The organism is Janthinobacterium pasteuri, assembly GCF_051380775.1.
Lineage (GTDB): Bacteria > Pseudomonadota > Gammaproteobacteria > Burkholderiales > Burkholderiaceae_D > Janthinobacterium.
Genome location: NZ_JBNYXS010000007.1, coordinates 66,353 through 84,886, shown reverse-complemented (window position 1 = coordinate 84,886; position 18,534 = coordinate 66,353). Strand labels below are relative to the sequence as shown.

The window sequence follows — 18,534 nt, the reverse complement described above, 5'->3', positions numbered from 1 at the left end:
GTATCTCGGGCCAGATTGCCCTGTGTTACAGGGAATCGAGCCTGGCCAGCATCGTGGCCGCCTGCTGCCGGAAAGCCGTGATCGTCGCCGCGTCCATTTTCTCCAGCTGGCGATACGCCATGCCTATGCGGGGATTGCGTTCCAGGGTGTCTGCATTGCGATGGAAAAAATCCCAGTACAGGGCATTGAAGGGGCAGGCGCGCTCGCCGACGCGCGCCTTTTTATCGTAATGGCAACCTTTGCAATAATCGCCCATGCGGTCGATATACGCTGCGCTGGAGACATACGGCTTGGTGGCCAGCAAGCCGCCATCGGCGAACTGGCTCATGCCAACGGTGTTGGGCAGCTCCACCCACTCGAAGGCATCGATATAAATGCCCAGGTACCAGCCATGCACCCTGGCCGGATCGAGGCCGGCCAACAGCGCGAAATTGCCGATCACCATCAGGCGCTGGATGTGATGCGCATGCGCCTGTTCCAGCGACTGGGTAATCGCCTGCGACAGGCAATGCATCTTCGTCTTGCCATCCCAGAACCATGAAGGCAGCGGACGCGTGTGGCCAAAAAAGTTCTTCTCGGCATAGCCGGGCATATGCGCCCAGTAAACACCACGCACATATTCGCGCCATCCCAGTATCTGGCGGATGAATCCCTCGACCGCCGCCAAAGGGGCGTGGCCGGCGTGATAAGCCGCCTGCGCCTTCGCGACGACTTCGCGCGGGTTCAGCATTTTCACATTCAGCGCGAACGATAGCAGGGAGTGAAACAAGCGCCAGGCTTTGACGCTCATCGCATCCTGGAAATCGCCAAAATGCGGCAAGGCCCGCTCGATGAAGGCATCGAGCTGCTGCAGTGCCTCATCCCGGTTCAGCGCCCACGCCAGCCGCTCTGCATGCGGTGCGCCGAAGCTTTTTACGCCTGCGGCGACGATGCTTTGCCACAATAGGGAATGGTCATGCACGGTGCGCGGATCCTGCGGCTCGGCGGGCGTACCGCGCCAGGGCTTGCGGTTATCGTGATCGAAGTTCCATTGGCCGCCGACGGGTTTTTTCGCGTCTTCCATCAACACCTGGTGCGTGCTGCGCATCTGGCGGTAGAAAAACTCCATCAGCCATTGCTTGCGTCCGGCGAAAATATCGGCGGCCTCGTGGCGGGCCGTATAAAAATGGTCGCTGTCGACCATCAGCCAGGGGATGGCCGAGCGTCTTCCCGCCTGATACAGCTGCTGGTCAAGGCGCCATTCGTCCGGTGCCTGATACTCGAAGGCGCCGGCGTCAAAGTGGCGAATCAGCGCTTCGATATTCTCCGGTATCGTCCGCGTGCTTTCCACGTCGTCGATGGCGATGTAATGCACGCTGTGGCCAAGCTGGCGCAGCTGGCGCGCCAGATCACGCATGGCGGCGAAGATCGCCAGGATTTTCTGCGCATGATGCAGCACATAATCCGTTTCCTGCCTTACCTCCATCATGACATAGATAGTGGCGTCATCGACTTCGGTAAACCAGCGATGCTGCGCATTGAGCTGGTCGCCGAGTATCAGGCGCAGTGTGGGCTTGCGTGAGGTCATGATTATTCTTAGTAATGGTTGAATTCGTGGTGGCGGCGCTTATCCTTGCGGCGCCGGCACCGCTGCCGGTTGCGGCGCCGGTGCAGGCGCGGGAACCGGCTCCTGCACCGCCTTGCCATGCGACTCCTGCCCGCCCTCGCCTTCGGCTGGCATGGCCAGCGGCGCAGGCGGCGCGCCTTCCTGCAGCAAGTTGCCCGGCTCTTCCACCGGTTCGTCCTGTGGCGCCTCGACCGGCTCCACATGGCGCAGCGGCGGTGGCGGCTTGCCGCCGGGGAAGATGGCGTCGCGCGACAGCTTGCCCGTGTCGAGCGCCGTCTTGAAGAAGTCGCCCACCACCAGCACGGCATTGTGGCCGCCCTGGCCCCAGTAATTGCTGCGCATGGTGACGCGTGCATCGTTGAAACCCACCCAGGCGCCGCCCACCAGTTCCGGGTGCATCAAAATAAACCAGCCATCCGCATTGTTTTGCGTGGTGCCGCTCTTGCCGGCTACGTCGGAGCGGATGCCGAAGCGGCTGCGGATGGCCGTGCCCGTGCCGCGGTCGATCACGCCGCGCATCATGTCTGTCAGGGTCGCTGCCGATGCCGCCTGCATGGCGCGCTGGGGCTTGTCTTCGCCGAAACGGGCGATGACCTTGCCTTCGCGGTCCGTGATGTGCGTGACGACGAACGGCAGGCGCGCTTCGCCCTGGGCCGCGATGCTGGCGTAAGCGTTGACCATTTCCAGCAAGGTAACGGGACTGGTGCCCAGCGCCAGCGACGGCACTTTTTCCAGCTTGCTGTCGCGGATGCCCAGCGCGCGCGCCAGCTTGATGATCGGCGGCAAGCCCACGTCCTGCATCACTTGCGCCGTGATCGTGTTTTTCGAGTACACGAGACCGTCGCGCATGGTCATGTCGCGCCCCGTGGTGCCGCTCATGTCCGTCGGGCGCCATTTGGTGCCGTCGGCCGCCTTGATATCCATCACTTCATCGCGGTAGACGTGCTCAGGGCTTAGCCCCTTTTCCAGCGCCGCGCCATATACGATGGGCTTGAAGGTGGAGCCGGGCTGGCGCGCCGCCTGCGATACATGGTCGAATTGTTCGCGCGCAAAGTCGCGGCTGCCCACCCAGGCGCGCACGGCGCCCGTGGCCGGGTCCATGGCCGCAAAGCCTGCTTCCAGGCGCGTCTTCGACTTGCGCAGGGCCGCCATGAAGGCGCGGTCGCCCTTCAGCTGCGCCAGCGCGCCATCCGGCGTGCTACCGGCGGCCGTCAGCTTGCGGTAGTCACCCGACTCGCGCACGAAAGCGTCCAGCAGGGCCGGATGCGATTTCCAGAAATAATCGAACGGCACGCTGCCGGCCTGCATGCCTGCGTACATGCCCGTCGAAGTGGACGAAGGCACGCCGGCGCGGCTCCATTCCACATCGGCGATGGCCTGCAAGGCGTTGGCCTGGCGCTCGACGGCGCGCTCGGCCGCCTGCTGCAAATCGTGATCGAGCGTGGTGTGCACTACCAGGGCGTCCAGTTCCAGGTTGTAATCGTTCTCGTCGGCCCAGTCGATCAGCCACTTGCGCACATAGGCGGTGAAATGGCTGTCCGACTGCGCGCGCTCGCTCTGGCGCTCGAAATGCAGGCGCAGCGGACGCTTGATTAACTGCTTGTAACGCGCCTCGTCGATGACGTCATGCTTGCGCATCTGGCCCAGCACCACGTTGCGCCGCTGCAGCGAGCGTTCCGGGTTGCCGACGGGGTTGTAGTAATTCGTGCCCTTGAGCATGCCGACCAGGGTGGCGCTTTCCAGGATATCGAGGCGCGACGCGGGCTTGTCGAAATACGTGCGGGCCGCCATTTCGATGCCGTAGGTGTTGTACAGGAAAGGCACGGTGTTCAGGTAGGCTTCCAGGATTTCCGTCTTGCTGTAGGTAGCCTCGATCTTCAGGGCCGTGATCAGCTCCTTCAGCTTGCGGTTCAGGTTGCGCGAGCGGCCAATTTCCTCTGGAAACATATTGCGCGCCAGCTGCTGCGTGATGGTGGAACCACCCTGAGGATTGCCTCCGGCCGTGTGCAGGATGGCGCCGGCCGTGCGCGTGAAGTCGATGCCGTGGTGTGCGTAGAAACGGTGATCTTCCGTCGAGATCAGCGCGCTGATCACGTTCGGTGAAATCTGTTTTAACGTGACCCGTTCCTGCAAGCCCTGGTCGAAACGCACCAGTTCCTTGCCATCGGCGCTGACCATGGTGCTCGGTGCGGCCGCGCGCGCCTGGCGCAAGTCGTGGATGCTGGGCGTCAAGGGGATCAGCAACAGCATGTACAGCGTCACCAAGGCCAGTACCGCCAGGAAAGACCATAAACCCAGCACCAGCGCGCGCCGCACAGGCGGCAAAGTCATCAAATGCGCATGACCGCGCCGGTACAGCGCTACGGCCTTTGCCCACGCCACGCCCGCCACGCGAACGACCTGCGCGCGCGCCTGTATCAACGCCTGCCGTGCTTTTTCCTGAAACTGCTCCATGCCTGATGCCATGCTTGTAACCTTGTCTGATGCCGGATGATCCGTTTCAGCAAGTATATAGGGCGGGCACCAAAGCGGGCCGGATTTTACGCCAGGCAAGCATCCAGGCGCGCCAATGTCACGCCGACATACGCGCCCACGCAGCGCGCGTCATGCGTTGTGAACGGATTTTCCAGCTGCAGCAGGCCACAGTCGCAGATGACGGGGTCGACGCTGACGACGACGCCCAGCGCCAGGTAGCGCCAGCCGTCAAGCCGGCGCAACCCCTGCTCCCGGCCAGGATTGGCGCGAAAGATGGTGTCCCAGTCGTCACGCTCGCTGGGCATGGGCGACAGTTCGAGCTGAACTTGCGTGCCGGCGGCCATCTGCGCGCCACCGAACTCGTCCATCACGTGCAGGCGCTGGCCGTCCACTTCGATGATGGCTTCCAGATAGTCGCCCTCGGTCGCGATGAAGGTGGCGGCGACGATGCTGGCCGTCACTTCTGCGCCTGCTCCAGCAGGGCCGGCAATTCTTTCAGCATGGCGTCGCGCGTGCGCAGTCCCGCCGACGGCAGGCCTTTTTGCTCGTCCTGTACCAGGCGCGCAAAGACGATGCTGCGCTCGCCCTTGCTGGCCCAGCCCACGAACCAGCCATAGCCGTGCGCTTCGTCAAAGCTGCCGTCGGCCTTGCGCGGGAAGGCCGCGCCCGTCTTGCCATGCACTTGCCAGCCATCCACGTCCGCCAGGCGCGTCAGGCGCTGCGTTTCCTGCATCGCCTGCTTGCTCACGGGCAGCTGGTAATTGACCAGTTTGCGCAAAAAGCCCAGCTGTTCCAGCGGAGATATCTTCAGCGAAGAACTGATCCACGAGCGCTCCAGGCTATTCTCCTTGCCCGGGTCGCCCGAGACATCCGCATTGCCATAGCGCAAAGCTCTGGCGTATTTCTGGAAGCGCTCGGCCCCCAGTGCCTGCGTGATCTGCTGCGAATACCAGACGACGGAATATTGCATCCAGCGCGACGGGTCCGTATCCTGGCGCCAGGCGTCGCCGCCCCAGTCCACATAGCCCTGGCGATATGGCAGGGTCGGCTTGTGCTCATCCTTGAGGAAACCGGCGTCATAGCCCATCAGGCTGAGCGCGATCTTGAAGGTGGATGCGGGGGTGACGCGGTCGATGCAATTACCCTCTTGCAACAAGACGGCGCCCGTCCTGGCATCGGCCATGGCGGTGCAGATGGTGGCGGCCTGGGCTGGCGAGGCGGTCAGGACGGCGCCTGTCAGGCCGAGGATGAACGGGAAAAATGCGCGATATTTCATGGGCCTCCGGGGTTGGGGGAGCAGGACAAAGCGAAATTGTACCGGGCAGCGCGGCGCGATGCCAGCGCTGATGCAGTGCATGCGCGCTAATGCCCTGCCGGCGCGCCCGGTTGGCGCTCCCGCTTCAGGTGCTCCTCTTCAAGCTCGTCCATGCCCAGCTTTTCCTCGTCGATCAGCGCATGTTCGCGCCGTTCGCGCTCCAGTTCCTCTTCCAGGCTGCCTTCGCCAGGCTCCTGCGCAATTTTCTCCGGCATGCTGTCTTCCTCCAGGGTCGATTACTTAAAAATGCGGGCAAGCTGGCCCGCCTGCGCCACGGCATCGTGCGGGTGCAGGCTTTCCATATGCCGAACGGTAACACGCGCCTGCGCATAATGTGGCACCAGCGCCGCCTGCACGCGCCGGGCCGCGTCCTCCACATACATCAGGTTAGCACCATTTAAGCGCGCGAACGCCTGCTCATCGGCCCGTTTCACGGCCGTCTGCAGCGGCGTCGCCAGCGCGGCTTCCACCAGGTCAATCAGGGGAAACAGGTCCAATTCCGCCTGTTCTGTCAATGCCACGGTGACCGTCGCCGTGCTGCGCTGGCTATGCGGCGTGGCCAGGCTGGCCTGTTCCCGCAGCCAGGCGCGCGCGGCAGTGGCGTCGACGCTTCCGCTGCCGAACTGCGCCGCAAAGGCCTCGGCCAGCAACTGCCGCGACAGCGCCGCCGAACATGGACAGGTCGACGAATAGCCGATCTCCACCGTCAGTGAAAGGACAAAGCCCTGCGGGGAGCAACTGGCCTGCAGGCGCACGGGATACGATTTCCAGCCCGACAGTCCCGCCGTCAACAGTGCCGGCTGGCGCCGCAGCACGGGAAACGCCAGCGCCATGCGCGCCTGCGTGCTGCCGCAATCGGCGTGACTGTCCACCATGCGCCGCAACACAGCGGCCAGCGCGCCTGGATCGAGCGGCTGCGCGGCGGCAAACGCATCGAGCAGCAGATACAAGCGCGACATGTGGATGCCCTTGATGTGCGGATCGGGCAAATCGACTTGCACGTCGGCCCAGGCATGTACCTGCTGCGCGTGACCGCCCTCTTCCAGCCACAAAGGCAAGGCAATACCCTGCATGCCTACCCACTCCAGTGGCAAGCGCTCGCCGGTATTGCCACTGGCGGCGACATCGGGCAAGGACATATTTTGCTCATCGCGTTTCATTCGGGATCATCCTCAATATGCAAATCAATTGCATATAGTGAAGAAGTTTCCCCGTATTTGCAAGCAAGTTGCATATATAAAGAGGACAAGGTGCGCGCCCGCACGGAAGCGGCGCGCGTCCCGGCGCTATCCTGATACCTGCCCTCGATCAAGGAGTATCCTCATGCCCATCCTGAACGCCATCGCCAGCCTGGCAGTACGCGACCTGAGCGCATCGAGCGCCTGGTATGCCAGCCTGCTGGACAAGGAAGCCGACACCCGCCCCATGCCGGAAGTCGCTGAATGGAAATTCGACCGGGGCGGCGGGCTGCAGCTGTACCAACAGCCCGAGCGCGCCGGTGGCGGATCCGTGACGCTGGCCGTCGACGATATCGATCTGCTGGCCACGCATTTGCAGCAGCTGAACGTGGCGCACGGTGCGCTGACGAGGACGGCGCAAGTGCGCACCATCATGCTCACCGACCCGGACGGCAACCATCTCGCTTTCGTCCAGGCGCTGGGACACGCGATGGCAAGCTAGGCCATGCATCTGCTGGTCGTACTGGGTCTCGGTAGCGAGCTGCAAGATATGCTCAAGCCGGGAACGTCCTGGCGCCGGCTCAGGCAGCCTTGCGAAATGTCAAATTGATACGCTGGGTGCCCAGCACCGCGTGCTCCCCCTCCTTCAGGGGTGCCACGCCATGGAAGCGCAGGCGGTCGGCGCCGCCCCACACCACCACGTCGCCATGCAGCAGGGCGATGCGCGCCGCCTTGTCACCGCGCTCGGCGCCGCCGAACAGGAAAATGGCGGGCAGGCCCAGCGAGACGGAAACGATGGGCGCATTAAAATCGCACTCATCGCGGTCCTGGTGCAACGCCATGCGCGCGCCGGGCGCATAACGGTTGAGCAGGCAGGCGTCGGGCGTGAAGCCCGGATAGCCGGCCGCCAGCGCCGCCTGCTGCGCCAGACGCAGGAACGCGGGCGGCATGGGCGGCCATGGAAGGCCGCTGGCAGGATCGAGTCGCGCATAGCGGTAGCCGCGCCCATCCGTGACCCAACCCAGGGGGCCGCAATTGCTCATGGCCACGGACATGCGCAAGCCGCCCGGCGTGGCCATGTGGCGCAAGGGCGCCGCCAGCACGATGGCGTCCAATGCCGGCAGCATCTCGTGCAGATACGGCAGCGCAAAACCGCGCAGCAGGAACGACGCGGAAGAGCCGGGAACCAGCGGCGCCGGGCCGGGCCGGGCATAATCATCATCGGCAAACAGGGACAGGTTCATGCCGTCTATTGTAGGCCCGGCGTGGAAAAAGCGCGCGCGACTGCCCCATGGTGCGCTACAGTAGCGCTTCCAGCCACTACCGCCCGCCTCCACGATGGATCATTACGCCGATTTGCTGCACACCCTCGCGCAACAGGAAGAATCCCTGCAATTCGAACGCTTCGACAACGACGCGGCGCTGGCCGTAGGCCTGTGGATCGTCGAAGAAGTGCGCAAGCGGGGCAAGGCCGTCACCGTCAACATCACGCGCAATGGGCAGGTGCTGTTCCATCACGCCATGACGGGCGCCACGGCGGACCAGGCAGACTGGATACGCCGCAAGAACAATACGGTGCAGCGCTTTTGCCGCAGCTCCTACTACATGGGCATCTCGTATAAGAGCCGCGGCAGCACCTTCGAAGACGTGAAATACCTCGATGACATCGAGTACGCGGGCCATGGCGGCGCGTTCCCCCTGCTACTACGCGGCGTGGGACTGGTCGGCACGGTCACCGTTTCCGGCCTGGCGCAGGCAGACGACCATGCGCTGGTGGTGGCCGCGCTGCAGGCGCAGCTGGACACGCAGCTGGATAAATAGTCAGGCGGCGCGCGCCAGCGACGGCGTGTGCAGCGTCACTTCCGGGTGTTCATATGCTCCCAGCGCATGCGCACCCTCTTCGCAGATGGTGCGGTAGCACAGGGCCGCGCCTTCGGCAGAACAACCGACGATGCCGATATGTTTGCTGATGATTTTCCTTAAATGCGCTGGCCGCCGTCGATGGGAATTTCCGCGCCCGTGATATACGAGGCGCGCTCGCTGCATAAAAACTCCACCAGATCGGCCACTTCGGCCGTCGTGCCCAGGCGGCGCAGGGGAATTTGCGTGTCAACGATGTGCGAGGTACCGGGCGACAGGATCGCCGTGTCGATCTCGCCCGGTGCAATCGCGTTCACGCGCACGTTCAGCGGCGCCATGTCGTTGGCCATTTCGCGCGTCAGCGACGCCAAGGCCGCCTTCGAGCTGGCGTAGGCGGAGCCGGCGAACGGGTGCACGCGGTAGCCGGCAATCGAACACAGGTTCACGACGGAGCCGTGCGCGTTCGACAATTCCTGCGCAAAGCCCCGCGTCAGGGCCAGCGGCGCAAAGAAATTCGTGTTGTACATTTCCTGCCAGGTCTGCATGTCGGTGGTCAGGGAATTGACGCGCGAACCTCCCGGCCCTTTTGGCGACACGCCTGCGTTATTCACCAGCGCGTGCAGCTTCGAGTCGCCCAGCATGGGGCGCAGGGTCTCGACCATCTGCCCGATCTGGCTCAGGTCCGACAAATCCATGCACACATGCGTGTTGTGCTCCTGGCTGCGCGGGCAGCCACCGGGAATCGGGCTGCGCGAAACGGTGATGACCCTCCAGCCCAGGCTGCGGAAGCGTTCGGCCACGGCGTGGCCGATGCCACGGCTGGCGCCCGTGACGATGGCGGTTTTTTGTTCAGTCATGTTGTTCCTTGTCCTGTTCTGCGTTTTGTTCTGCAATACCTGCAGCGTGGATGCGCTCCTGGCGCATGACATAGGCCAGCATCTGCGTCCCGCCGTCGAGAATATCCTGTTCGATGGCGCGCCGCGCGGCGGCGCTGTCGCGCTGGCGCAGCGCGCTGATGATGGCGTGGTGGTGGCCAACCCGCATGTCGGGCGAAAAGCTGGCGTAGCCGGCGGCGATCAGGGGCGCCGTCTGCATCCACAGGTGGTCGACGAAGCGTTTTAATGTCGGCATGCCGGCAGCCTGCGCCAGCCCCAGGTGAAACGCCTGGTTGCATTGCAGGGCCGCCGCCAGGTCGTGCCGCGCGATGGCGTCTTCATTCGCTTGCAGCAGGCGCTCCAGGTCGGCCAGGGTGGCGTCGTCGATGCGCAGCGCCGCTTCAGCCGCGCCCAGCCCTTCCAGTTCCAGGCGCAGCGCGCGGATTTCCAGGTAGCGCGCCACGCCCAGCACGGGCACGCGGAAGTCGCGCGGCGAGCGCAGCACCAGCGCCTCTTCCTGCACCAGTTGCAGCATGGCGTCGCGCACGGGCGTGACGCTGGTGCCCAGCTGCAGCGCCAGCTCGCGGATACGCAGCCGGTCGTTCGGCTGGTAGCGCCCGGCCGCCAGCGCTTCGCGCAGCATGGCGTACACGGATTTGCCCAGGTTGACGTGCACGAGGCTGTCGAATTGATGGTTCATGCGTGTTTTTGAAATGTTGAAATTATGATGCATCATACATCAACATGAAAAACAGTGTTTTTCCCGTGTGCGCCGCAGACAAAAAACACGGCAAGAACGTACAATCAGCCGCCACCGTATCGAAAGGATCGCACTTGAACTGGGATTATCCGCACGCCCACACCCTGCCCGTCACGCCAGAAGCGGCCGACATCGACGGCTTGCAGCATACGAACAACGCCGTGTATGTGCGCTGGTGCGAGCATATCGCCTGGCACCATTCGGCCACCCTGGGGCTCGATCTGGACGATTACCGGCGCCTGGACAGGGCCATGGCGATACGCCGCGGCGAATACGACTACCTGCTGCCTACCAGGGCTGGCGAAGCACTGACGCTGGCCACCTGGCTATGCGCCAGCGACGGCCGCTCCAGCATGGAACGGCGCTTCCAGCTGATCCGCGACAACGACGGCGCCACCGTCGTGCGCGGACGCTGGGAATTGATCTGCATCGAACTGAGCAGCGGCCGCGCGCGCCGCCTGCCGCCGGAGTTTCTGGCCGTGTACGAACCGGCCATCGTCGCGGTGCGCCAGAGCGCGCAGGATTAAGCTGGCAAGCGTGCCGGCTCTAGCGCAATGAGCACCAGCAAGATGGCCAGCGGCACGGCCAGCGCGGCAAAGCCCACGGCCAGGTAAGCAAAGGCGGCCAGGATGGCGCCCACGGCAAAACCCAGCAGGGGCCAGAAGAATTTGACGCAGCGCTCGCGCGTGGCGCCATCGGCCGCGCCGCGCAGCACGTCGACCGTATCGATCACCAACTGCGTCACATTGCCCGTCATCATGGACGTGGGCGCCAGGTGCGCCAGCAGCAGCCGGCTGATGGCGCTATGCGCACCCATGGCCGCCGCGCCGAACAGGCCGGCCGTCGTGGCCAACGCGCCCGGCTCCGCCGCCAGCGGTTCGGCCAGCACGCCAGACACCATGCAACCGAGCAGCAGCGCCAGCTCCAGCAGCAGCGTCAGGCGCAGCGCCGGTCCGCCGCGGCGCTCTGCCGCCACGCTCAAAAGCCGCGCCGCCGCCACGCCCACGACAAACGCAGGAAACGCCAGCAGCTTGAGGGCGATCGAGGCATGCGTGGCGTTGGCCAGCGCCGCGCCGATCAGCACGAAGTTGCCCGTCACATGGGCCGTGAACAGGCCAAACAGGGCGACAAAGCCCAGGGTATCGACATAGCCGGCCAAAAAGCCCAGGCTGATGCCTTGCAAACGGCTGCGCTGCGCCAGATTCATACACGCTCCTCAAAAATTTGCCATCATGATACCGTGCCGCCGTCGCGGGCGGCAGTGGATTAGCGCGCCGTTGGGCGAAGATGCAAGGCTTTTCTTGCGCCCCCGCAGTGCAACATGCATTTCGCTCCTGCTTTGCGCGCCCATGCTTTAGAATCAGCGACCTCAGCCCCGTAAAAACAGGATAAAACATATGACGGCAGTCGGGAATACCGAACCACAAGAGCTCAAGCGCGGCCTGAAAAGCCGTCACATCCAGCTCATCGCCCTGGGCGGCGCCATCGGCACCGGCCTGTTTCTGGGCATCGCACAAACCATCAAGATGGCCGGCCCTTCAGTGCTGCTGGGCTATGGCATCGCCGGCGTCATCGCCTTCCTGATCATGCGCCAGCTGGGCGAGATGGTGGTCGATGAACCCGTCGCAGGCTCCTTCAGCTATTTTGCCGACAAATACTGCGGCCACTTGCCCGGCTTCCTGTCGGGCTGGAATTACTGGGTGCTGTATGTGCTGGTCAGCATGGCCGAGCTGACGGCCGTCGGCATCTACGTGCAGTACTGGTGGCCGGGCGTTCCTACCTGGGTCTCGGCGCTGGTCTTCTTTTGCGCCATCAACGCCATCAGTCTGTTGAATGTCAAAGCCTTCGGCGAAATGGAATTCTGGTTCGCCCTCATCAAGGTGGTCGCCATCATCGGCATGATCGTCTTCGGCGCCTACCTGCTCGCTTCCGGCGACGCGGGCCCGCAGGCGTCGGTGGCCAACCTGTGGCAGCATGGCGGCTTTTTCCCGAATGGCTGGCAAGGCCTGGTGATGGCCATGGCCGTCATCATGTTCTCGTTCGGCGGCCTGGAACTGGTGGGCATCACGGCGGCCGAGGCGGACGACCCGAGCACGACGATTCCGCGCGCCACCAACCAGGCCATCTACCGCATCCTGATCTTTTACATTGGCGCACTCGGTATTTTGCTGTCGCTGTACCCGTGGCAAAACGTCGTCACCGGCGGCAGCCCCTTCGTACTGATCTTCCATGCACTCGACAGCAACCTGGTGGCCACTGCCCTGAACGTGGTGGTGCTGACGGCCGCCCTGTCCGTCTACAACAGCGGCGTGTACTGCAACACGCGCATGCTGTTCGGCCTGGCCAAGCAAGGCAATGCGCCGCGCGCCCTGCTGCACCTGAACCGCCGCGGCGTGCCGCTGGTGGCGCTGGGCGTGTCGGCGCTGGCCACGGGCGCCTGCGTCGTAGTCAATTACTTCATGCCGGGCGAAGCGTTCGAAGTGCTGATGGGCCTGGTGGTGTCGGCGCTGATCATCAACTGGGCCATGATCAGCTGGATCCACCTGCGCTTCCGCGCGCAGAAAAAAATCGAAGGCAAAACGACGCTGTTCCAGAGCCTGGGCTACCCGTTCACCAACTACCTGTGCCTGGTCTTCCTGGCCGGCATCCTGGTGATCATGTATCTGACGCCGGGCCTGCGCATCTCCGTCTACCTGATACCCGTGTGGCTCGCTGCGCTGGGCATCGGTTACTGGATCAAGCAAAACAAGGCCAAGGCATAGCTGCCTTGCGCTGTATCAAGCAATAAGCAGGTCATCAACAAACAAAAAGCCCGTCTTCGCAGACGGGCTTTTCGCATTGGGCGCTGGCGTTTTTAGGCGGCGGCAGCCTCGCCCTTTTCCTGCTGCATATCGGCTTGCCACATGCTGACGGTCTGGCCCGCATACGATTGCAGCAGCACGTCGTCGCTCAACGTCAGCAGCGCCTGCTTGCGCTGCTCCAAGCGCGCCTCGGGCGACGTGTCCTTCTCGCCCGTCTTGTACGGCCCCAATACGGGCAGCAGGTCGCGCAGCACGGAATAATTGCCCGGCGTGGTCTTGTCCGATTCCAGCTTGCCCAGGAAATACTTCATGACGTGCTCGGACTGGCGGCCCTCCTGCTGCAAGCTCGCCTTCACCATCTTGCCATCCTTGTAAGCCACTTGCGCGTCGCTGCTGGCCGTATCCTCGATCTGGTGGTAAGTATAGTTCTGCGATTCTGTGCTGGCCGTCAGGCGCAGCGGCACCCCGGGGACGAGCGTCTCATGGTAGCTGGCGCTCAGCTTCGATTGCTGCTGCTGCCGGATCGAACGCGCATCCTGGCTGGCGCCGGCCTGCACCGTCTTTTGCGACACTTCATAATTGAAGCCATCCTTTTCCGCGCTGCGCATGGGATTGCTGAATTTCACGGCTTGCGACACGGAGGCGCTGAAATCGGCCAGTCCCGTCAGGATGGACTTGTCCTCGGCCGCCAGGCGCCACCTGCCCGTCTCGGGGCTGTCCGTGGCCACCTGCGGCGTGGCGGTATTGCTGTGCAAGGCCGTAAAACTGTCCTTGAGCATGGACACCAGGCCCGCATCGCCATGGCCGCGCGACGCTGCCTGGTCGAACTGCTTCATGTAGCTGCCCAGCGCCTTGGCTTGCCGTTCCTTGCTGCCCAGGGTGTTGAGTTGGCTGGCATCGACCTTCAGGTCCAGGCTGCCGGCCTCGCCACTGAAGCTGACCTTGCGCTGCGCGCCGTCGGCCTGGAAATCCAGGGTTTGCACACTTTCCGGCTCGCCGCGCACCTTCACTTCCGCATGCAGTTTCACCGAGGCCAGCACTTGCTGGTCAAACTGCATCAAGCCTTCCAGCTTGATTTTCGGCGTGCTCTGCCCCATGCCGTCGATGGCTTCCTGAAAACCTTGTGCCAGGTCCCCCAGCGCCCTGGCTTCAGCGTCGCTGAGGTCGCCGCTCGTCGTCATGTTCACGGCCAATCCGTCGCCCTGGCTGTCGAGTGCCAGCTTGACTTCCACGCCGCTTTTCGTCGTGATGCCGAGGGCAACCCGGTCTTCGCCATTACCGTGCAGGCTGCCCGGCGCGATGCCGGACGCCGCATAGACATTCGGCGTGGTGCTCGGCGGCGGCTGGCGCATCGCCTGCGAGAAATTGTAGTTGCCCAGCTTGGCCTGACCCAGCATGGCCGCGCCAAGGCCGCTGAAGCGACCGCCAAACGCATACGAAGAGAAGCTTTTCGTCATCGCCTCGCTCACCTTGTCGCGCGACGCGCTTTCCCACACCATCGGCGAAGGCACGAGAGATGAGACGGCCGGCGGGCCGCCGAAGGCGACGATGGCGGAAGGGCTCGGCACCGGGGATGAGGGCGTGTCCGCCCTGCCTGCCGTGGCGGCAGAGGCGCGGGACGGGCCTGGATTCCAGCTCGGGATCGGGGAGACGGAGGTCATGGTCGTTATGCCTTGCTAAACGAGGTGTGGTGCAGCGGTGAGATATTCATAACTTTCAGTTTTTGATAACAATCAACCGTCAAGCTAGCCTACTTTCAGCCAGACGTGGGATACACGGCGCTTCAGGTGCCAGGCTGACACAGCTATATCGACGTGAAATGTGAAATCATGAGCGCAGTGCGGCATGAAAATTTTTCACTCTTGATACAAATCACGCTCCGCCCCAGCGTCGGCGCCAGCAGGGCACGTCATTTAACTCAAATTGGAACTGTTGCCGCAAGTAAATTTATACTGTTGCTCAAATGATGAAAGTGACTTTGTGTGACATTCCGCCTGCCCGCAATCACTATGATCGCTGAGTGCTTCACGATAAATCCGCATTAGCGTATGCGAAACAGCAAGCATGGCCTTAAGGAGGCAGCATGAAATTTTTAAACGTAAGCATCGCCAAGCGGCTCGGCCTGGGCTTTGGCCTGGCCGCCCTGTTCCTGTTGCTGGTCATCGCTCTGGGACTGACCAGCATGCGGCAAATCCAGGACCGCATGGATGAAGCAACCAAGGTCAACAACGTCGAAACCAGGCTGGTCCAGACTATGGACTTGACAGTAACGGAGCGGGCGCTGGCGCTGCGCAATCTGATTTTGCTGAAAGAAGAGAAGGAGATCCAGATCGAGGTCGCGCGCATCGCGGACCAAGAAAAAAAATACGCCTCCGCCCAGCAAAAGCTGGGGGCGATGTTCGCCAAGCTGGAAGGCACATCGAACGAAGAAAAGAGCCTGCTCGAACAAATCCGCAGACAAAGCGAGCTGGCGGCGCCCTTCATTCAGCGGGCCGCCGCACTGGCGCTGAACCAGAAACAGGACGAAGCCTACAAGCTGCTGCGTTATGAATTCCGCCCCGTGCAAAAGCGCTGGTGGGAATTGCTGCGCACCTTGATCGCCGTCGAGGAAAAGCAGAATAACGAGGCCTCCAGCATGGCCGAAGCTGCCTACAGCCAGGCGCGCCTGGTGATGCTGAGCATCGGCTCGCTGGCCCTGCTCACCAGCCTGCTGGCCGCCGTGCTGATCACGCGCGGGGTGATGCGCCAACTCGGTTGCGAGCCCGGCGAAGCAGCGGCAATCGCCGGGCAGATCGCCAGCGGCAACCTGGCCGTCGCCATTCACACCCGCGCCGGCGACACGCACAGCCTGCTGTACGCCATGCAATCGATGCGCGACAGCCTGGCGCAAATCGTCCAGCAAGTTCACGCCAGCACCGAGACCATCGCCACGGCGGCGGGACAAATCGCCATGGGCAACCTGGACTTGTCGGCGCGCACGGAACAGCAGGCCAGTACGCTGGAGCAAACCGCTTCGTCCATGGAAGAACTGACCAGCACCGTGCGCATCAACACCGACCATGCGCGCCAGGCCAACGGGCTGGCCGAATCGGCCTCCGATGTTGCCACCAAGGGCGGCGCCGTGGTGGCGCAGGTGGTCGATACCATGGCGGCCATCGATGTCTCGGCGCGCAAGATCGTCGACATCATCGCCGTCATCGACGGCATCGCCTTCCAGACGAATATCCTGGCCCTGAACGCGGCGGTCGAGGCGGCCCGTGCCGGAGAACAGGGGCGCGGCTTTGCCGTGGTGGCCACCGAGGTGCGCAATCTGGCGCAGCGCTCGGCCGCGGCGGCCAGGGAAATCAAGGACTTGATCGGCGACTCGGTCGACAAGGTCCAGGCCGGCAACCGGCTGGTGGAACAGGCCGGGTCGACCATGCACGAGGTGGTCGCCAGCGTCAGGCGCGTCACCGGCATCATGTCTGAAATGATGTCCGCCAGCCAGGAACAATCGTCCGGCATCGAGCAAATTAATATGGCCGTGACGCAAATGGACAATGTGACGCAGCAAAATGCGGCACTGGTCGAAGAAGCCGCCGCCGCCGCGCAAGCGATGCAGGAACAGGTCAACAACCTGAACGACGTGGTCAGCGTCTTCCGCGTGGGCAACATCGCTGGCGGCCGCGATGCGGCACTGCGCGTAGTACGCCGTCCGCCACCGCCACCGCCGCTGGCAGTGCGGCGCGCACCCGCCACGGCAAAGCCGGCCCGGCCGGCCGTCGCCAAGCCCAGCGAAATCGAGTGGGAACAGTTTTGAGCCGGCAACGGGGAGTGGCACATGGGTAAACTGGAACAGATCGCCGCTGCGGGCGACGTGGTGGCGACGCACATCTTCCCGCATGCCGGCCATATCGGCAAAGAACAGCGGGGGCCGCTGGTCGGCCAGCGGGCTGCGACGCTGTGGCTGACCGGCCTGAGCGGCGCTGGCAAGTCGACGCTGGCGTACGCGCTGGAAAGGCAGCTGCTGGCAGAAGGCCACCTGAGCTGCGTGCTCGACGGCGACAATATGCGCTACCACCTGAATGGCGACCTGGGCTTTTCTCCCCGAGATCGCCAGGAAAACATCCGCCGCAGCGCCGTCGTGGCCAGGCTGATGAACGATGCCGGCATGATGGTCATCTGCGCCTTCATCTCGCCGCTGCGCAGCGACCGCGAGATGGCGCGCCAGATCATCGGCAGCGACAATTTTATCGAAACCTACATCAGCACGCCGAGCGCGCTATGCGAGGAACGCGACCCCAAGGGACTGTACAAAAAAGCGCGGGCCGGACTGATCCCTGCATTTACGGGCGTCTCGGCGCCCTACGAAGCACCGCTGACACCGGCGCTGACGCTGGACACGGGCGCGCTGTCGCTGGAACAGGCCTGCGAACGACTGTTCCAGCAGCTGTGCCCGTGCTTCATCTGATGCCGTGCGCCCACCTTTTTCGAGGAATGATGCGATGAGCAGCAGCCACCATCCCGGCCACGGCGCGCGCCCGCGCCCCGTCATGATGATCCCCCTGCGCCGCTGCGGTAGCCATGCCCTGCGCCTGCGCCTGAACCTGTCGCCCCAGTTCTATTCACCGTATCCGCTGCACCTGGTCGATATGATGCCGCTGCTGCCCCTGTACGGCGATTTGCGCGACGACCGCGCCTACTTTCGCCTGGTGGTCGATGTAGTGGGGCTGGCGGCGGCCAGCATGGTCAAGTGGCCGGGAGTCGTCTTCGATCCGGTGGAAGTATTCGAGTCGCTGCGCAGCCAGCCGCGCAGCATCCACCGCGTGGCATGGGAGTTGCTGTTGCGCGCGGGCGAACGGCGCCACGCGCAGGTGGTGATGGACAAGTCGCTCGACAGCGTGCATTACGCCGACGACATCGTGAAGCTGTATCCGGACATGCTGTTCCTGAACGTGGTGCGCGATCCGCGCGCGCAAGTGGCGTCGATGAACCGCGCCATCATCCACGATTTCGACACGCTGCTTAATGCCAGAACCTGGCTGGCCGCCCATGCGGCAGCCGACCATGTCGCGCAACGCTATCGGCAGCGCGTGCTGACGATACGCTATGAAGATTTCCTGTCGCGGCAACAAGAGACGCTGGAAACGGTATGTGACTTTCTCGGTATCACCTTCCTGCCGCAAATGCTGGACGTGGCCGCGTCGGCGGAAGCGCGGCAAATCGCGCAGTTGTCGTCGCTCTGGTCGGCCAACTGTTATGCGCCGATCGCGGCCAACATCGACAAATTCAGGCAGCAACTGTCGGACGATGACATTAACCTCATCGAAACACTCGCCGGCCCCTATATGGATCGCTACGGCTACACGCGCCTGAGCCGCGGCGACGCCAGCATCACGCCCGCGCTGATCGAGCCGGCCGGCATGCGCTCGGCGCAAGGACGCGAACGCGCCTGGCGCGCGCTGGAACACGATAACTTCCGCGATTACGTGCTGCGCCGCTGCCGCGCCGACTATCTGGCCCAGTTGCACGCGCGACTTGGCCAGAGCAGCGGCGCGCCGGGCAGCGGCACCATCGTTACGCTGGATCAACTCAATCCGGACGCGTTTGTCGTCAGTGATTAAGAACCTGGCCATCACCTGCTCCAGCCTGCGCTCCTGCATCTGGAAAGCAACTTTTTGAGCG

Annotated in this window: 18 protein-coding genes and 1 pseudogene; 7 read left to right on the top strand and 12 right to left on the bottom strand. The window is 63.4% G+C overall.

The features are described 5' to 3' along the window. Window positions 1-25 precede the first annotated feature (25 nt). The 6 genes from ACQ4WN_RS09515 to folE2 all read right to left on the bottom strand — a co-directional run bounded on the left by ACQ4WN_RS09515 (window position 26) and on the right by folE2 (window position 6,556). Window positions 26-1,567 carry a cryptochrome/photolyase family protein gene (locus tag ACQ4WN_RS09515; RefSeq protein WP_436551309.1) on the bottom strand — a complete coding sequence of 514 codons (1,542 nt, stop codon included), beginning with the start codon at window positions 1,565-1,567 and terminating at the stop codon, window positions 26-28. A gap of 39 nt (window positions 1,568-1,606) precedes the next feature. Then, complete coding sequence (locus ACQ4WN_RS09510; RefSeq protein WP_436551308.1) at window positions 1,607-4,072, bottom strand: penicillin-binding protein 1A; 2,466 nt, start codon at window positions 4,070-4,072, stop codon at window positions 1,607-1,609. 74 nt (window positions 4,073-4,146) lie between these two features. Continuing rightward, a complete protein-coding gene (locus ACQ4WN_RS09505; RefSeq protein ID WP_436551307.1) occupies window positions 4,147-4,542 on the bottom strand; it encodes a hypothetical protein in 396 nt (131 codons plus the stop codon). Further along, window positions 4,539-5,357, bottom strand: a complete 819-nt coding sequence (gene blaOXA / locus ACQ4WN_RS09500; protein ID WP_436551306.1) for a class D beta-lactamase — start codon at window positions 5,355-5,357, stop codon at window positions 4,539-4,541. Before blaOXA ends, ACQ4WN_RS09505 begins: the two co-directional genes overlap by 4 nt. An 86-nt stretch (window positions 5,358-5,443) precedes the next feature. Continuing rightward, window positions 5,444-5,611: a hypothetical protein gene (locus tag ACQ4WN_RS09495; protein WP_436551305.1), complete on the bottom strand. Its 168-nt coding sequence runs from the start codon at window positions 5,609-5,611 to the stop codon at window positions 5,444-5,446. Between the two features lie 21 nt (window positions 5,612-5,632). Further along, a complete protein-coding gene (folE2, locus tag ACQ4WN_RS09490; RefSeq protein WP_436551304.1) occupies window positions 5,633-6,556 on the bottom strand; it encodes a GTP cyclohydrolase FolE2 in 924 nt (307 codons plus the stop codon). Between the two features lie 163 nt (window positions 6,557-6,719). On the opposite strand from folE2, the gene ACQ4WN_RS09485 reads away from it, so the two are divergent. Continuing rightward, a complete protein-coding gene (locus ACQ4WN_RS09485) occupies window positions 6,720-7,076 on the top strand; it encodes a VOC family protein (protein ID WP_436551303.1) in 357 nt (118 codons plus the stop codon). A 79-nt stretch (window positions 7,077-7,155) separates the two neighbouring features. Here ACQ4WN_RS09485 and alkB read toward each other — a convergent pair whose 3' ends face one another. Beyond that, window positions 7,156-7,818 (bottom strand): DNA oxidative demethylase AlkB, encoded by a 663-nt coding sequence (alkB, locus tag ACQ4WN_RS09480; RefSeq protein WP_436551302.1) that lies wholly within the window; start codon window positions 7,816-7,818, stop codon window positions 7,156-7,158. 94 nt (window positions 7,819-7,912) lie between these two features. On the opposite strand from alkB, the gene ACQ4WN_RS09475 reads away from it, so the two are divergent. Beyond that, window positions 7,913-8,395 carry a heme-degrading domain-containing protein gene (locus tag ACQ4WN_RS09475; protein WP_436551301.1) on the top strand — a complete coding sequence of 161 codons (483 nt, stop codon included), beginning with the start codon at window positions 7,913-7,915 and terminating at the stop codon, window positions 8,393-8,395. A gap of 12 nt (window positions 8,396-8,407) precedes the next feature. On the opposite strand, the pseudogene ACQ4WN_RS09470 reads toward ACQ4WN_RS09475, so the two are convergent. The 3 genes and pseudogenes from ACQ4WN_RS09470 to ACQ4WN_RS09460 all read right to left on the bottom strand — a co-directional run. Beyond that, window positions 8,408-8,545 (bottom strand): annotated as a pseudogene (locus tag ACQ4WN_RS09470) (aspartate racemase); the annotation flags it as partial. Between the two features lie 8 nt (window positions 8,546-8,553). Then, a complete protein-coding gene (locus ACQ4WN_RS09465) occupies window positions 8,554-9,291 on the bottom strand; it encodes an SDR family NAD(P)-dependent oxidoreductase (protein ID WP_436512321.1) in 738 nt (245 codons plus the stop codon). Continuing rightward, window positions 9,284-10,009, bottom strand: a complete 726-nt coding sequence (locus ACQ4WN_RS09460) for a GntR family transcriptional regulator (RefSeq protein ID WP_436551300.1) — start codon at window positions 10,007-10,009, stop codon at window positions 9,284-9,286. The genes ACQ4WN_RS09465 and ACQ4WN_RS09460 overlap by 8 nt, the downstream gene beginning before the upstream one ends. Before the next feature lie 44 nt (window positions 10,010-10,053). On the opposite strand from ACQ4WN_RS09460, the gene ACQ4WN_RS09455 reads away from it, so the two are divergent. Further along, a complete protein-coding gene (locus ACQ4WN_RS09455; RefSeq protein WP_436551299.1) occupies window positions 10,054-10,596 on the top strand; it encodes an acyl-CoA thioesterase in 543 nt (180 codons plus the stop codon). Here ACQ4WN_RS09455 and ACQ4WN_RS09450 read toward each other — a convergent pair. Beyond that, window positions 10,593-11,276 carry a YoaK family protein gene (locus ACQ4WN_RS09450; RefSeq protein ID WP_436551298.1) on the bottom strand — a complete coding sequence of 228 codons (684 nt, stop codon included), beginning with the start codon at window positions 11,274-11,276 and terminating at the stop codon, window positions 10,593-10,595. The genes ACQ4WN_RS09455 and ACQ4WN_RS09450 overlap by 4 nt on opposite strands. Before the next feature lie 190 nt (window positions 11,277-11,466). On the opposite strand from ACQ4WN_RS09450, the gene ACQ4WN_RS09445 reads away from it, so the two are divergent. Continuing rightward, window positions 11,467-12,831: an amino acid permease gene (locus tag ACQ4WN_RS09445; protein WP_436551297.1), complete on the top strand. Its 1,365-nt coding sequence runs from the start codon at window positions 11,467-11,469 to the stop codon at window positions 12,829-12,831. A gap of 92 nt (window positions 12,832-12,923) precedes the next feature. Here the strand turns inward: ACQ4WN_RS09445 and ACQ4WN_RS09440 are convergent, their stop codons facing one another. Continuing rightward, window positions 12,924-14,531 carry a hypothetical protein gene (locus tag ACQ4WN_RS09440; RefSeq protein WP_436551296.1) on the bottom strand — a complete coding sequence of 536 codons (1,608 nt, stop codon included), beginning with the start codon at window positions 14,529-14,531 and terminating at the stop codon, window positions 12,924-12,926. A gap of 422 nt (window positions 14,532-14,953) precedes the next feature. On the opposite strand from ACQ4WN_RS09440, the gene ACQ4WN_RS09435 reads away from it, so the two are divergent. Genes ACQ4WN_RS09435 through ACQ4WN_RS09425 form a run of 3 tightly spaced genes read left to right on the top strand, consistent with a single transcriptional unit; the run spans window position 14,954 to window position 18,473 of the window. Next, window positions 14,954-16,669 carry a methyl-accepting chemotaxis protein gene (locus ACQ4WN_RS09435; protein ID WP_436551295.1) on the top strand — a complete coding sequence of 572 codons (1,716 nt, stop codon included), beginning with the start codon at window positions 14,954-14,956 and terminating at the stop codon, window positions 16,667-16,669. Between the two features lie 21 nt (window positions 16,670-16,690). Then, window positions 16,691-17,320, top strand: coding sequence for an adenylyl-sulfate kinase (cysC, locus tag ACQ4WN_RS09430; protein ID WP_436551294.1), 630 nt, complete (start codon window positions 16,691-16,693; stop codon window positions 17,318-17,320). Window positions 17,321-17,354: 34 nt separating this feature from the next. Continuing rightward, window positions 17,355-18,473: a sulfotransferase family protein gene (locus tag ACQ4WN_RS09425; RefSeq protein ID WP_436551293.1), complete on the top strand. Its 1,119-nt coding sequence runs from the start codon at window positions 17,355-17,357 to the stop codon at window positions 18,471-18,473. Window positions 18,474-18,534: the final 61 nt, after the last annotated feature.